The organism is Phyllobacterium sp. NPDC097923, from assembly GCF_044760925.1.
GTDB lineage: Bacteria > Pseudomonadota > Alphaproteobacteria > Rhizobiales > Rhizobiaceae > Phyllobacterium > Phyllobacterium calauticae.
In genome coordinates, this window is sequence record NZ_JBIWBL010000001.1 from 1703993 (window position 1) to 1718083 (window position 14091).

The 14091-nt window shown below is 56.1% G+C and carries 25 protein-coding genes; all 25 read right to left on the reverse strand.

The features are described from left to right. Positions 1-29: 29 nt before the first annotated feature. Positions 30-506 (reverse strand): 50S ribosomal protein L15, encoded by a 477-nt coding sequence (rplO, locus tag ACIQWS_RS08635; RefSeq protein WP_105732698.1) that lies wholly within the window; start codon positions 504-506, stop codon positions 30-32. A 20-nt stretch (positions 507-526) separates the two neighbouring features. After that, on the reverse strand, positions 527-727 hold the full coding sequence (rpmD, locus tag ACIQWS_RS08640) for a 50S ribosomal protein L30 (RefSeq protein WP_105732697.1): 201 nt from the start codon (positions 725-727) through the stop codon (positions 527-529). A 66-nt stretch (positions 728-793) separates the two neighbouring features. Further along, positions 794-1357, reverse strand: coding sequence for a 30S ribosomal protein S5 (gene rpsE / locus ACIQWS_RS08645; RefSeq protein ID WP_105732696.1), 564 nt, complete (start codon positions 1355-1357; stop codon positions 794-796). A gap of 101 nt (positions 1358-1458) precedes the next feature. After that, the gene (gene rplR / locus ACIQWS_RS08650; protein ID WP_105732695.1) at positions 1459-1821 is read right to left on the reverse strand and encodes a 50S ribosomal protein L18; all 363 of its coding nucleotides are present in this window, start codon (positions 1819-1821) and stop codon (positions 1459-1461) included. 12 nt (positions 1822-1833) lie between these two features. After that, positions 1834-2367 (reverse strand): 50S ribosomal protein L6, encoded by a 534-nt coding sequence (rplF, locus tag ACIQWS_RS08655; protein ID WP_105732694.1) that lies wholly within the window; start codon positions 2365-2367, stop codon positions 1834-1836. Between the two features lie 25 nt (positions 2368-2392). Next, positions 2393-2791, reverse strand: a complete 399-nt coding sequence (rpsH, locus tag ACIQWS_RS08660; RefSeq protein WP_091876988.1) for a 30S ribosomal protein S8 — start codon at positions 2789-2791, stop codon at positions 2393-2395. Between the two features lie 12 nt (positions 2792-2803). Next, positions 2804-3109, reverse strand: coding sequence for a 30S ribosomal protein S14 (rpsN, locus tag ACIQWS_RS08665; protein ID WP_223613268.1), 306 nt, complete (start codon positions 3107-3109; stop codon positions 2804-2806). A 25-nt stretch (positions 3110-3134) separates the two neighbouring features. Further along, positions 3135-3698: a 50S ribosomal protein L5 gene (gene rplE / locus ACIQWS_RS08670; protein WP_223613267.1), complete on the reverse strand. Its 564-nt coding sequence runs from the start codon at positions 3696-3698 to the stop codon at positions 3135-3137. Next, positions 3691-4005, reverse strand: a complete 315-nt coding sequence (gene rplX, locus ACIQWS_RS08675) for a 50S ribosomal protein L24 (protein WP_105732691.1) — start codon at positions 4003-4005, stop codon at positions 3691-3693. Before rplX ends, rplE begins: the two co-directional genes overlap by 8 nt. 11 nt (positions 4006-4016) lie before the next feature. Then, positions 4017-4385 (reverse strand): 50S ribosomal protein L14, encoded by a 369-nt coding sequence (gene rplN, locus ACIQWS_RS08680; RefSeq protein WP_008124924.1) that lies wholly within the window; start codon positions 4383-4385, stop codon positions 4017-4019. Positions 4386-4470: 85 nt separating this feature from the next. Then, positions 4471-4713 (reverse strand): 30S ribosomal protein S17, encoded by a 243-nt coding sequence (rpsQ, locus tag ACIQWS_RS08685; protein WP_099999158.1) that lies wholly within the window; start codon positions 4711-4713, stop codon positions 4471-4473. 11 nt (positions 4714-4724) lie between these two features. Continuing rightward, complete coding sequence (gene rpmC / locus ACIQWS_RS08690; protein WP_105732690.1) at positions 4725-4925, reverse strand: 50S ribosomal protein L29; 201 nt, start codon at positions 4923-4925, stop codon at positions 4725-4727. A gap of 12 nt (positions 4926-4937) precedes the next feature. Further along, positions 4938-5351 (reverse strand): 50S ribosomal protein L16, encoded by a 414-nt coding sequence (gene rplP, locus ACIQWS_RS08695; RefSeq protein ID WP_091877000.1) that lies wholly within the window; start codon positions 5349-5351, stop codon positions 4938-4940. Between the two features lie 41 nt (positions 5352-5392). Next, positions 5393-6100, reverse strand: a complete 708-nt coding sequence (gene rpsC, locus ACIQWS_RS08700; RefSeq protein WP_105732689.1) for a 30S ribosomal protein S3 — start codon at positions 6098-6100, stop codon at positions 5393-5395. After that, positions 6100-6489, reverse strand: a complete 390-nt coding sequence (gene rplV, locus ACIQWS_RS08705; protein WP_008124914.1) for a 50S ribosomal protein L22 — start codon at positions 6487-6489, stop codon at positions 6100-6102. The genes rpsC and rplV overlap by 1 nt, the downstream gene beginning before the upstream one ends. 2 nt (positions 6490-6491) lie before the next feature. Continuing rightward, positions 6492-6770 (reverse strand): 30S ribosomal protein S19, encoded by a 279-nt coding sequence (gene rpsS / locus ACIQWS_RS08710; protein ID WP_008124912.1) that lies wholly within the window; start codon positions 6768-6770, stop codon positions 6492-6494. A gap of 15 nt (positions 6771-6785) precedes the next feature. Next, on the reverse strand, positions 6786-7619 hold the full coding sequence (gene rplB, locus ACIQWS_RS08715; RefSeq protein ID WP_112526650.1) for a 50S ribosomal protein L2: 834 nt from the start codon (positions 7617-7619) through the stop codon (positions 6786-6788). 20 nt (positions 7620-7639) lie between these two features. Next, complete coding sequence (locus ACIQWS_RS08720; protein ID WP_223613265.1) at positions 7640-7933, reverse strand: 50S ribosomal protein L23; 294 nt, start codon at positions 7931-7933, stop codon at positions 7640-7642. Then, positions 7930-8550: a 50S ribosomal protein L4 gene (gene rplD, locus ACIQWS_RS08725; RefSeq protein WP_223613264.1), complete on the reverse strand. Its 621-nt coding sequence runs from the start codon at positions 8548-8550 to the stop codon at positions 7930-7932. Before rplD ends, ACIQWS_RS08720 begins: the two co-directional genes overlap by 4 nt. Next, positions 8550-9287, reverse strand: coding sequence for a 50S ribosomal protein L3 (gene rplC, locus ACIQWS_RS08730; protein WP_105732685.1), 738 nt, complete (start codon positions 9285-9287; stop codon positions 8550-8552). The genes rplD and rplC overlap by 1 nt, the downstream gene beginning before the upstream one ends. Positions 9288-9312: 25 nt before the next feature. Then, on the reverse strand, positions 9313-9621 hold the full coding sequence (gene rpsJ / locus ACIQWS_RS08735; protein WP_008124902.1) for a 30S ribosomal protein S10: 309 nt from the start codon (positions 9619-9621) through the stop codon (positions 9313-9315). A gap of 62 nt (positions 9622-9683) precedes the next feature. Beyond that, complete coding sequence (tuf, locus tag ACIQWS_RS08740) at positions 9684-10859, reverse strand: elongation factor Tu (protein ID WP_105732669.1); 1176 nt, start codon at positions 10857-10859, stop codon at positions 9684-9686. A gap of 65 nt (positions 10860-10924) precedes the next feature. Beyond that, a complete protein-coding gene (fusA, locus tag ACIQWS_RS08745; protein WP_403174869.1) occupies positions 10925-13012 on the reverse strand; it encodes an elongation factor G in 2088 nt (695 codons plus the stop codon). Positions 13013-13045: 33 nt separating this feature from the next. Continuing rightward, the gene (gene rpsG, locus ACIQWS_RS08750) at positions 13046-13516 is read right to left on the reverse strand and encodes a 30S ribosomal protein S7 (protein ID WP_105732683.1); all 471 of its coding nucleotides are present in this window, start codon (positions 13514-13516) and stop codon (positions 13046-13048) included. A 60-nt stretch (positions 13517-13576) separates the two neighbouring features. Continuing rightward, complete coding sequence (gene rpsL / locus ACIQWS_RS08755) at positions 13577-13948, reverse strand: 30S ribosomal protein S12 (protein ID WP_008121760.1); 372 nt, start codon at positions 13946-13948, stop codon at positions 13577-13579. Positions 13949-14091 lie beyond the last annotated feature (143 nt).

Genomic DNA, 14091 nt, shown 5'->3' on the forward strand with positions numbered 1-14091 from the left:
CCCGGAGGGCCGCCGCTCATTCAATAGAATTATTCTGCAGCCGCTGCAACAGCAGGAAGCTTGACCGAACCGCCAGCCTTTTCGATCTTTTCGATCGCGGCCTTGGAGGCACCAGCAACTTCGATCGTTACCGCCGTTGTGATATCACCACCGGAAAGCAGACGAACGCCGTCCTTGGCGCGGCGGATAACACCGGCAGCCTTCAGGGTTTCAATCGTGATCGCAACCTTGGCATCGAGCTTCTTGGCATCGATGGCAGTCTGGATACGGCCAACGGATACTTCATTGAAGTTCTTCATGAAGATGTTGGTAAAGCCGCGCTTTGGCAAGCGACGGTAAACCGGCATCTGGCCGCCTTCGAAGCCGTTGATGGCAACGCCGGAACGCGACTTCTGGCCCTTCACACCGCGACCGGCAGTCTTGCCGGAGCCGGAGCCGATACCACGGCCAACGCGCTTGCGCGCTTTGGTGGCGCCTGGGTTTTCACTCAGATCATTGAGTTTCATTTGATCAATCTCCGGAGTTCTTAAGCCTCGTCCACAACGCGGACGAGATGCTGAACTTTCGCAATCATGCCACGGACGGAAGGCGTATCTTCCAGAACCCGGCGACGATGCATCTTATTGAGGCCCAGGCCGATCAGCGTTGCGCGCTGTTCTGCCGGACGGCGGATAGGGCTGCCGATCTGTTCGACCGTAACCGTCTTACCCTTCTTCTTCTCAACCATGACTTATATCCTTTAGTCTACAGCTAGCGGGACCGAGATCCCTGCCCTGCTGCGCCAGCTTCTGGCCTATTCTTCCGAACCGACCACGTCGCGGCGACGAGCCTGCAGTGTGGAGTACTTGATACCGCGCTGGGCAGCGATGTCCTTGGGGTGCATCTGGTGCTTCAAGGCATCGAATGTCGCACGAACCATGTTGTATGGGTTCGACGAGCCAAGCGACTTGGCAACAACGTCCTGTACGCCCAGTGTCTCGAAGACAGCGCGCATTGGACCGCCGGCGATGATACCTGTACCAGCTGTGGCTGCACGAAGCAGAACCTTGCCGGCGCCATGACGGCCTTCAACATCGTGGTGAAGGGTACGGCCCGAACGCAGCGGTACGAAAATCATTTCGCGCTTGGCGGATTCGGTTGCTTTGCGGATGGCTTCCGGCACTTCGCGCGCCTTGCCATGACCGAAACCAACGCGACCCTTCTGGTCGCCAACGACGACGAGAGCTGCGAAACCAAAACGCCGGCCGCCCTTGACGACCTTGGCGACGCGGTTGATGTGAACAAGCTTGTCAACGAATTCGCTATCGCGCTCTTCGTTGCGGCCGCGATCCTCGCGGTTCCGTTTTTCCTGTGCCATGCTCCTAATTCCTTTTTCTTTTCCGGTAGCACGAATGATAGTAACGAAATCCGGCTTGCAGGAGACAAGCTCCTGCAGTTCCGGATTTCGGATGTCTTGCTTTAGAAGCTGAGACCAGCTTCGCGAGCAGCTTCAGCAAGTGCCTTTACACGGCCGTGGTAAATGTAGGCGCCACGATCGAAGACAACTTCCTTGATGCCAGCCTTGACAGCACGCTCTGCAACGAGCTTGCCGACGAGTGCTGCTGCACCCTGGTCTGCACCGGTCTTGAGCTGACCCTTCAGGTCAAGATCAAGTGTCGATGCGGATGCAATTGTATGTCCACGCGCATCATCGATGATCTGCGCATAGATATTCTTTGAAGAACGGTGGACGCTGAGCCGCGGACGGTCACCGGCAACCGCCTTGAGCTGGCGGCGAACACGCGCAGCGCGACGCTGAATAATTTCTTTCGGCGATGCCATGACACGAATTCCTTACTTCTTCTTACCTTCTTTGCGAACGATCTTCTCGCCCGCATATTTAACGCCCTTGCCCTTGTAGGGTTCTGGACCACGATATTCGCGGATCTCAGCGGCGACCTGGCCGACCTGCTGCTTGTCGATGCCCGTGACGACGATTTCCGTCGGCTTCGGTACAGCAACTGTGATGCCAGCTGGTACGTCATAGATCACTTCGTGGCTGAAACCGAGCGACAGCTGCAGGTTCTTGCCCTGCATGGCCGCACGATAACCAACGCCGTTGATCTCAAGGCGCTTTTCAAAACCGTCCTTAACACCTGTGAAGATGTTGACGATCATCGTGCGGCTCATGCCCCACTTCGACCGGGCGGTCTTGCTGCTGTCACGCGGATCAACGCGAACGGCATTATCTTCGAACTTGACCAGAACTTCGTCGTTGGCGACAAAGCTCAGTTCACCTTTGGGCCCCTTGGCCTTAATGGTCTGGCCGTCAACGCTGGCTGTTACGCCTGGCGGGACTGCCACTGGTTTTTTACCGATACGAGACATTTTTCAAACCTTTTCAAGCCAGCGGTTAGAATATACGGCAGAGCAATTCGCCGCCGACATTCTGTTCACGTGCCTCGTGGTCTGCCATCACGCCCTTCGGCGTCGACAGGATCGAAATACCAAGACCGTTAGCAACCTGCGGAATCGACTTGACCGAAACGTAAACGCGACGGCCAGGCTTCGAAATACGGGTAATCTCACGGATTACAGGTACGTTCTCAAAATACTTCAGTTCGATTTCGATCTCGGACTTGCCGTTTTCAAAATCTACCTGGCTGTATCCGCGGATATAACCTTCAGACTGCAGAACATCCAGAACGCGTGCGCGCAGCTTGGAGGCAGGTGTGGAAACCTTGCCCTTTTTGCGCATGATGGCGTTGCGGATACGTGTCAGCATATCGCCGAGAGGATCTGTCATAGACATCCGTCTTCTCCCTTACCAGCTCGACTTCACGACGCCGGGCACCTGGCCGAGCGAACCCAGCTGGCGCAATGCGATACGCGACATTTTCAGTTTGCGGTAATAACCGCGTGGACGACCGGATACTTCGCAACGATTGCGAATGCGAACCTTGGTCGAATTCCGTGGCAGTTCTGCCAGCTGGATTGTCGCGCGGAAGCGCTCATCCAGCGGAAGCGACTGGTTCATCACGATTGCCTTCAAACGGGCACGCTTTGCAGCATACTGCTTGACGAGCAAACCACGGCGCTTGTTCTTTTCGACTGCGCTAGTCTTTGCCATTTCAAATACCTCGCTACGCTTGCCGTTACTGCCGGAAGGGGAAGTTGAAGGCGCGCAGGAGAGCGCGGGCTTCATCATCCGTCTTTGCAGTCGTGCAAACGATGATGTCCATGCCCCAGATCTGATCAACCTTATCGTAGTTGATCTCCGGGAACACGATGTGTTCCTTGATGCCCATGGCGAAGTTGCCACGACCGTCAAAGCTCTTCGGGTTCAGACCACGGAAATCTCGAACGCGCGGCAGCGCGATCGTGATCAGGCGATCCAGGAATTCATACATGCGCTCTTTACGAAGGGTAACCTTCGTGCCGATCGGCATATTCTCACGTACCTTGAAGGTAGCGATCGAATTACGCGCCCGGGTAATAACCGGCTTCTGACCAGCAATCAATGCCAGATCTTCAGCTGCGACAGTTGGCTTCTTGGAATCAGCCGTAGCCTCACCAACGCCCATGTTGAGAACAACTTTGGTGATGCGGGGAATCTGCATCTCGTTGTCATATTTGAACTGCTCGAGAAGGTCTTTACGTACCACTTCCAGGTACTGCTTCTTCAAGCGTGGTTCGATCTTTGCACTGGTATTAGCCATCGATCAGGTCTCCTGAGCGCTTTGCTACACGTACCTTCTTGCCGTCTTCAAGAACCTTGAAGCCAACGCGGGTCGGCTTGCCATCCTTGGGGTCGGCGATCGCGAGGTTCGACAGATGGAGCGGCGCTTCTTTCGAAATGATGCCGGCTTCCTGGGTCTGTGTCTGCTTCTGGTGACGCTTGACAACATTAACGCCGCGAACGAGCGCCTGCTCGTCCTTCGGCAAAACTTTGATTACTTCGCCGGTACGGCCCTTGTCCTTACCAGCAAGAACGACAACGCGGTCGCCTTTACGGATCTTCTGCATCGTCTGCTCCTTTAGAGTACTTCTGGAGCCAGCGAGATGATCTTCATATGGCTCTTTGCGCGGAGTTCGCGCGGAACCGGTCCGAAGATACGCGTGCCGATAGGCTCTTTCTTGTTGTCGATCAGGACGGCGGCGTTCTTGTCGAAACGAATAACGCTCCCATCCGCGCGACGGATATCCTTGGCGGTACGAACAACCACCGCCTTCATCACGTCACCTTTTTTAACACGGCCGCGCGGAATTGCTTCCTTGATCGAAACGACAATAATGTCGCCGACCGAAGCATATTTCCGCTTCGAGCCGCCCAGCACCTTGATGCACATGACACGACGTGCGCCGGAATTATCCGCGACGTCGAGGTTTGTTTGCATCTGAATCATGACTAGCCGCCTTCTTCTTGTTCAACCGGACTGGGCTTTCCTTGCCCCTCGCGATTGTTGCGTACTTACATACAGATAATTAATATTAACTTGCTGGGGCGTCTGTAACGACAACCCAACGCTTGTCTTTCGAAATCGGCTTCGATTCCTGGATGGAAACGGCATCGCCGACCTTGAACTGGTTATTCTCGTCGTGCGCCTTGTACTTCTTGGACTGGCGCACAGTCTTCTGGAGGAGCGGGTGCGAATAGCGCCGCTCGACCTTGACCACGACGGTCTTGTCGTTTTTGTCGCTGACGACAACGCCCTGCAGAATGCGTTTAGGCATGGTTTTCTTCCTTAAGCCTTGCTCTCGACCGCTTTCTGGCGGGCGACTGTCTTGATGCGCGCGATATCACGGCGGATCTGCCGGACACGTGCGGTTTTTTCCAACTGGCCAGTCGCCTTCTGGAAGCGCAGGTTGAACTGCTCTTTCTTCAGCGTAGCCAACTCTTCATTCAACTGATCGAGGCTCAAGGCCCGGACTTCTGCGGATTTCATAGCATCCACCCCTTATTCTGCGATGCGCTGAATAAAGCGCGTCTTGACCGAAAGCTTGGCAGCACCAAGGCGAAGAGCCTCACGAGCCACATCTTCCGGAACGCCGTCGAGTTCAAACATGACGCGGCCTGGTGCTACACGAGATGCCCAGTAGTCCACGGAACCCTTACCTTTACCCATGCGGACTTCGGTAGGCTTCGATGTTACGGGCACATCCGGGAAAATCCGGATCCACACACGGCCGGCACGTTTCATGTGACGGGTAATTGCACGGCGAGCGGCTTCGATCTCACGCGCGGTAACGCGGTTCGGCTCGAGGGCCTTCAGGCCGAAAGCACCAAAATTAAGATCCGTGCCGCCTTTCGACGCGCCGTGGATACGGCCCTTGAACTGCTTGCGGAACTTTGTGCGCTTAGGCTGCAGCATTGTTCTCTACTCCAAAATTCTCTTTCCGGAAAGACGCTATTTTAAGCGTTTTCGCGGCGACGGTTCTGACCCTGATGACCATCACCTTCAACAGCGCGACGTTCGGAGGCCATTGGGTCATGCTCAAGGATCTCGCCCTTGAATACCCAGACCTTGACGCCGCAGATGCCGTAGGCGGTGTGTGCTTCAGCAGTTCCGTAGTCGATATCGGCACGAAGTGTATGCAAAGGCACGCGACCTTCGCGGTACCATTCCATACGCGCAATTTCCGCGCCGCCGAGACGACCCGAGCAATTGATACGAATGCCTTCTGCACCAAGACGCATGGCCGACTGAACGGCACGCTTCATGGCACGGCGGAATGCAACACGGCGTTCCAGCTGCTGAGCGATGGACTGCGCAACCAGGACTGCATCTGTTTCCGGCTTGCGGACTTCAACGATATTGAGCGCTGTTTCCGCATTTGTCATTTCTGACAGCTTGCGGCGCAGCTTCTCGATATCGGCGCCCTTCTTGCCGATGATCAGACCCGGACGGGCAGCATGGATCGTCACGCGGCACTTCTTGTGCGGACGCTCGATCACCACCTTGGAAATGGCAGCCTGCTTCAGCTCGTCCATCAGATACTTGCGGATCTTCAGGTCTTCATGCAGCAGCTTGCCGTATTCACCTGTGTTCGCGTACCAACGCGAGTCCCAGGTCCGGTTGATGCCAAGGCGGAAGCCAACCGGATTAATCTTCTGGCCCATTATGCGGCCTCCCCTTTTTCCTCAGCTTCGCGGACAACGATCGTCAGATGCGAGAATGGCTTCTCGATCCGGCTTGCACGACCGCGACCACGAACGTGGAAACGCTTCATCACGATTGACTTGCCAACATAGGCTTCAGCAACAACCAGAGCATCAACATCCAGGTCATGGTTGTTCTCTGCGTTGGCGATAGCTGATTCGAGAGTCTTTTTCACCGTCCCTGCAATCCGCTTGCGCGAAAATTCCAGATCGGCAAGAGCGGCGTTAACCTTCTTGCCACGGATCAAAGCAGCCACCAGATTTAGCTTCTGAGGGCTGATACGGAGCGTACGGGCAACGGCTTTCGCCTCGTTGTCCTTAAGCTGGCGCGGAGCCTTAGCCTTGCCCATCTTTATTTCCTCTTCGCTTTCTTGTCCGCGCCGTGACCGTAATAGGTACGCGTCGGAGCGAATTCACCAAACTTGTGTCCGATCATCTCTTCGTTGACCGAAACCGGCACATGCTTGTTACCGTTGTACACACCGAAGGTCAGACCGACGAACTGTGGCAGGATCGTGGAGCGACGGCTCCAGATCTTGATAACTTCACTGCGACCGCCCTCACGTACCTTCTCAGCCTTCTTGAGAAGATAGCCATCGATGAACGGGCCTTTCCAAACTGAACGAGCCATTTCAGACTACCTCTCTTACTTCTTGCGCTGATGACGCGAACGAGCGATGAACTTGTCCGTCGACTTGTTGGAGCGCGTCTTCTTGCCCTTCGTGGGTTTGCCCCACGGCGAAACAGGATGACGACCACCTGACGTACGACCTTCACCACCACCGTGCGGGTGATCAACCGGGTTCATGGCAACACCGCGAACGTGCGGGCGCTTGCCAAGCCAACGGCTGCGGCCGGCCTTACCAAGGCTGATATTGCCATGGTCAGGATTGGATACTGCACCGACCGTGGCGAAGCACGAACCGTGGACGAGGCGCTGTTCACCCGAATTCAGGCGAAGGATTGCCATGCCCTGGTCGCGGCCGACGAGCTGCGCATAGGTACCGGCGGAACGGGCGATCTGACCGCCCTTGCCTGGCTTCATCTCCACATTGTGGATGATGGTGCCGACCGGGATCGACGACAATGGCATCGCATTGCCTGGCTTCACGTCCGTCTGTGCGCCAGCGATAACGCTGTCGCCGACAGCCAGACGCTGCGGAGCCAGGATGTAGCTCAGCTCACCGTCTTCGTAGCGGATGAGAGCAATGAATGCGGTCCGGTTCGGATCGTATTCAAGGCGTTCAACCTTGGCAGCCACGTCATGCTTGCGGCGCTTGAAATCTACAAAGCGGTATGTGCGCTTGTGACCACCACCCTGGTAGCGTGCAGTCACGCGACCGGAGTTGTTACGACCACCCTTTGAATGAAGACCTTCGGTCAGCGCCTTGACAGGCTTGCCCTTGTAGAGCTCCGAGCGGTCCACGATGACCAGCTGACGCTGGCTTGGTGTGGTTGGATTATAATGTTTGAGTGCCATTGTCTTTACTCCACGGCCCCTCAGAGACCAGTCGAAACATCGATCGACTGCCCTTCGGCAAGCGTCACGATAGCTTTCTTGACATCACTCTGGCGCCCGACGATGCCGCGGAACCGCTTCACCTTGCCTTTGCGCACAGCTGTATTGACTGCAGTTACCTTCACGCGAAACAGCGCTTCGACTGCGGCCTTGATTTCCGGCTTCGTTGCCTTGCGGGCCACGTTGAAGACGACCTGGTTATGTTCGGAAACCAGGGTCGACTTTTCGGTGATAACCGGGCTGACGATCACGTCGTAATGGCGAAGATCGGTCATTTGAAACGCTCCTCGAGAGCTTCAACTGCAGCCTTGGAAAGCACGAGCTTGCCGCGACGCAGGATGTCATAAACATTGATGCCCTGAATTGGCAGAACATCGATGTTCGGGATGTTCGAAGCAGCGCGACGGAAATTCGCATCAATCTCGGCACCGCCGATGAGAAGCGCATTTTCGAAGCCCAGCTTGGCGAACTGCGAAACAAGTACCTTTGTCTTGGCGTCGGTAGCGGCCAGCTCATCGATGATGATGAGCTCGGAAGCCTTTACCTTGGCAGACAGGGCATGACGGAGCGCGAGAGCGCGAACCTTCTTCGGCAGGTCATGTTCGTGGCTGTGAACAACCGGACCATGCGCCTTACCACCGCCGCGGAACTGCGGAGCACGTGCCGAATGGTGACGGGCGCGGCCCGTACCCTTCTGCTTGTACATCTTGGCGCCGGTGCGTGCGATTTCCGAACGACCCTTTGCCTTGTGTGTTCCCTGCTGCTTGCGGGCGAGCTGGTAACGGACCATGCGCTGAAGGATGTCGTCGCGTGGCTCAAGGCCGAAAATCTCTTCCGAGAGCTTCACCTTGCCGGCGTCTTTGCCTTCAAGTGTTGTAATTGTGAGATCCATTATACGGCTCCCTCAGTCGTCTGAGCTACTTCTGCATCAGACACAGCTGCTGCGGCGTTTGCGGCCTGGCGAACACCAGCTGGCTTGGGGGCAGTTGCCGGCAGCGCTACCTTGACGGCATCGCGTACCAGGATCCATGCACCCTTGGAGCCAGGAACAGCACCACGAACGAGAATAAGACCACGATCCAGATCCGTCGAAACGACTTCGATGTTCTGGGTCGTCACGCGGGTCTGACCCATGTGACCGGCCATCTTCTTGCCCTTGAACACTTTACCCGGGTCCTGACGCTGACCGGTCGAACCGTGAGCGCGGTGTGTTACCGAGTTACCGTGTGTGGCGCGGTGACCACCGAAGTTGTGGCGCTTCATCGAACCGGCAAAACCTTTACCGATCGACGTACCCGTCACATCAACCTTCTGACCAGCAACGAAATGCTCGGCCGTGATCTCAACACCGACATCCAAGAGGTTGTCGGCAGAAACGCGGAACTCAGCCACTTTCGCCTTTGGCTCAACGGAGGCCTTCGCGAAATGACCGCGCAATGCCTGCGTTGTATTCTTTACTTTGGCCAGTCCAACACCGAGCTGAACAGCTGTGTAGCCATTCTTCTCGACTGTACGCTGAGCCACGACATGGCAATTCTCCATACGAAGAACTGTCACAGGTACATGCTCGCCTGCGTCATTGTAGACGCGAGTCATGCCCAGCTTCTGTGCAATTACACCTGAACGCATCGGTTCGTCCTTCCGTCCTCAAGCCTTACAGCTTGATCTCGACATCAACACCAGCGGAAAGATCGAGCTTCATCAGCGCGTCTACTGTCTGCGGGGTTGGGTCTACGATATCGAGAAGACGCTTATGAGTGCGCATCTCGAACTGTTCGCGGCTCTTCTTGTCGATGTGCGGCGAGCGGTTTACTGTGAACTTCTCGATCCGTGTAGGAAGCGGGATCGGTCCGCGCACATTGGCACCGGTACGCTTGGCAGTCGACACGATTTCCCGCGTCGAATCGTCAAGGATCCGATGATCAAACGCCTTGAGGCGAATGCGGATGTTTTGACCGTTCATTTCATCTTTTCCTTGTTTAGCGGAGACGCCTATAGCAGGCGCCTCTGCATAAAACCTTAATATTATTCAATGATCGAAGCGACGATGCCTGCACCGACGGTGCGGCCACCTTCACGGATAGCGAAGCGCAGCTTCTCTTCCATTGCGATCGGCACGATCAGCGTCACATCAACCGAGATGTTGTCGCCGGGCATGACCATTTCCGTGCCTTCCGGCAGCGTCACCACGCCCGTCACGTCGGTCGTGCGGAAGTAGAACTGCGGACGGTAGTTGGAGAAGAATGGCGTATGACGGCCACCCTCGTCCTTCGTCAGGATGTAGGCTTCTGCCTTGAACTTCGTGTGCGGCTTGACCGAACCTGGCTTGGCAAGGATCTGGCCGCGCTCGACGTCTTCACGGCCAACGCCGCGGATCAGCGCGCCGATGTTGTCGCCGGCCTGGCCCTGGTCGAGCAGCTTGCGGAACATTTCAACGCCGGTCACCGTCGTCTTCGTCGTCGGCTTGATGCCGATGATTTCAACTTCTTCACCAACCTTGACGATACCGCGTTCAACGCGGCCCGTCACAACCGTACCACGACCCGAGATCGAGAACACGTCTTCGATCGGCATCAGGAACGGCTGGTCAACCGGACGCTCCGGTGTCGGGATGTACTTGTCGACTTCCGCCATCAGCGCGCGCACCGCGTCTTCGCCGATTTCCTTGTTGGAATCTTCCAGTGCGGCCAGCGCCGAACCCTTGACGATCGGCACATCGTCGCCCGGGAAGTCGTACTTCGACAGAAGCTCGCGCACTTCCAGTTCAACCAGTTCCAGAAGCTCGGCATCGTCAACCTGGTCGACCTTGTTCAGGAAAACCACGATTGCCGGAACGCCAACCTGACGGGCCAGCAGGATGTGCTCGCGCGTCTGCGGCATCGGGCCGTCGGCAGCCGATACAACCAGGATCGCGCCGTCCATCTGCGCCGCACCGGTGATCATGTTCTTCACATAGTCGGCGTGGCCGGGGCAATCGACGTGCGCGTAGTGGCGCGCTGCCGTCTCGTACTCGACGTGCGCCGTCGAAATGGTGATGCCGCGCGCCTTTTCTTCCGGTGCCGCGTCGATCTGGTCGTACGCCTTGAACTCTCCGAAATACTTCGTAATCGCTGCCGTCAACGATGTCTTGCCATGGTCAACGTGACCAATCGTGCCGATGTTGACGTGCGGCTTGTTACGTTCAAACTTGCTCTTAGCCATCTGAGCTCTCCGTTATATGTTCGCCTGCTCAGGCTTAACTCAACTGTCACGCGCAACCGTCAGGGTTACGCAAACTTCTTCTGAATTTCCTGTGCGACTGCTGTCGGAACAGGTTCGTAGTGATCAAACTGCATCGTGTACTGTGCACGACCCTGGCTCATCGAACGCAGCGTGTTCACATAACCAAACATGTTGGCCAGCGGCACGTTTGCATTGACGACCGTAGCAATGCCACGGGCTTCGGTACCCGAAATCTGACCACGACGTGAATTCAGATCGCCGATTACGTCACCGACATAATCTTCAGGCGTTACAACTTCGACCTTCATGATCGGCTCGAGCAGCTGGGCACCAGCTTCGCGGGCAGCTTCGCGGAATGCCGCACGGCCTGCGATTTCGAATGCCAGAACCGACGAGTCGACATCATGGTAGGCACCGTCGATCAGCGTGGCTTTCACGCCGAGCATCGGGAAGCCTGCGAGCGGACCCGCACCCATGACGCTTTCAATACCCTTCTGAACGCCCGGAATGTATTCCTTCGGTACAGAGCCGCCGACGATCTTCGATTCGAAGATGAAATCGTCGCCATCGTGGGGTTCGAAGATGATCTTGACGCGAGCGAACTGACCCGAACCACCCGACTGCTTCTTGTGGGTGTAGTCCTGTTCCTTCTTGCGTGTGATCGATTCACGGTAGGCAACCTGCGGCTGACCAACATTCGCCTCGACCTTGAACTCGCGACGCATACGGTCAACGAGAATGTCGAGATGAAGTTCGCCCATGCCGGCGATGATTGTCTGACCCGACTCTTCATCCGACTTGACGCGGAATGAAGGATCTTCAGCAGCAAGACGGTTCAGCGCAATGCCCATCTTTTCCTGGTCGGCCTTGGTCTTCGGTTCGATCGCGATTTCAATAACCGGATCGGGGAATTCCATGCGTTCCAGGATAACTGGCTTCAGCGGATCGCAGAGCGTGTCACCTGTCGTTGTTTCTTTCAGGCCTGCCAGAGCAACGATGTCGCCGGCAAACGCTTCTTCAATGTCTTCACGCGAGTTGGAATGCATCTGCAGCATACGGCCGATGCGTTCGCGCTTGTTCTTGACTGTGTTGTCGAGCGAAACGCCCTTGGTCAGCTTGCCGGAATAGATGCGGCAGAAAGTCAGCGAACCAACGAACGGATCGTTCATGATCTTGAATGCGAGCATCGACAGAGGCTCTTCATCCGAAGACTTGCGGGTTGTCTCGCCATCGGTCTTCGGGTCGATACCCTTGATCGAAGGAACGTCAACCGGCGAAGGCAGGTATTCAACAACACCATCAAGCAGAGGCTGTACGCCCTTGTTCTTGAAGGCCGAACCGCAGAATACCGGATGGAATTCAACACGGCAGGTGCCGGTGCGGATCAGAGCGCGCAGAGCGTCGTTGTCAGGCATGTTGCCTTCCAGATACGCTTCCATCGCAGCTTCATCGACTTCTACGGCAGCTTCGATCAGCTTTTCGCGGTATTCTTCAGCCTTGGCTTGCAGATCAGCAGGGATCTCAACGACATCCCACTGCGCACCCAGCTGCTCATCGCGCCAGACCAGAGCCTTCATTTCGATCAGATCGACGACGCCCTTGAATTCTGTCTCTGCACCGATCGGCAGCTGCATGACAACAGCCTTGGCACCAAGACGGGTCTTGACCATTTCAACGCAGCGATCGAAATCGGCGCCGGTCTTGTCCATCTTGTTGACGAAGATCATGCGCGGAACATGATACTTCTCAGCCTGACGCCAAACGGTTTCCGTCTGCGGCTCTACGCCGGCATTGGCATCGAGCAGTGCAATCGCACCGTCGAGAACGCGCAACGAGCGCTCGACTTCAATCGTGAAGTCGACGTGACCTGGCGTGTCGATGATGTTGAAGCGACGCTTCTTGCCATCGCGGCCTGTCCAGTAGGTGGTGGTTGCAGCGGACGTGATCGTGATGCCACGCTCCTGCTCCTGCTCCATCCAATCCATGGTTGCAGCGCCATCATGGACTTCACCGATTTTGTGCGACTTGCCGGTGTAATAAAGAATACGCTCGGTGGTCGTGGTCTTGCCGGCGTCGATGTGCGCCATAATACCGAAATTACGGTAGTCTTCGATTTTATATTCGCGGGCCATGATATGGTGCCTTCAAGAATAGGGTTTCGACGATTACCAGCGGTAATGCGAGAATGCGCGGTTGGCTTCTGCCATGCGATGCGTGTCTTCACGCTTCTTCACAGCCGAGCCACGGTTGTTTGCCGCATCCAGGAGTTCGCCGGACAGGCGATCAATCATCGTGGTCTCATTGCGACCGCGAGCAGCATTGATCAGCCAACGGATGGCAAGAGCCTGACGACGCTCTGGACGAACATCGACCGGAACCTGGTAGGTCGCACCACCAACACGGCGCGAGCGCACTTCAACGTGCGGCGCAACATTGTCGAGGGCCTGATGGAACAGGGCAACCGGCTCCTGCTTGCTCTTGGCTTCAACCGACTCAAGCGCACCGTAAACGATACGCTCAGCGATCGACTTCTTGCCATGATGCATGACTGCATTCATGAACTTCGTCAGAACGAGATCGCCGAACTTTGGATCCGGGTTGATCTCACGCTTTTCTGCACTATGGCGTCTGGACATACTTTTTGTCTCTTATCTGCATCGGGTTGACCTACCTGGTGGCCAAAGTCCCGGAAAATCTTACTTCGGACGCTTTGCACCGTACTTGGAACGGCGCTGCTTACGGTTCTTGACGCCCTGCGTATCGAGAACACCACGGATGATGTGGTAACGAACGCCCGGCAAATCCTTGACACGGCCGCCACGGATCATCACGACAGAGTGTTCCTGAAGGTTGTGGCCTTCACCCGGAATGTATCCGATAACTTCGAAGCCATTCGTCAGACGCACCTTGGCAACCTTACGCAGAGCCGAGTTCGGCTTCTTCGGGGTCGTCGTATAGACGCGGGTGCAAACGCCGCGCTTCTGCGGGTTTTCCTGCAAGGCAGGAACTTTATTGCGCTTTACCGGCGCAGTGCGCGGCTTGCGGATCAACTGGTTTACGGTAGGCATTCAACCTTCCCTCTTTGTAATGCGTATCAAAGCGCACGCGCTTCGGCACAAATCTCGTATCTTCGCCCGTCAGGGCCGTTTCAGCGCCATGCTCATGCACGAATTCGGGCAACTAAACCACCGCGAGGGTGGTTGCCCGAATA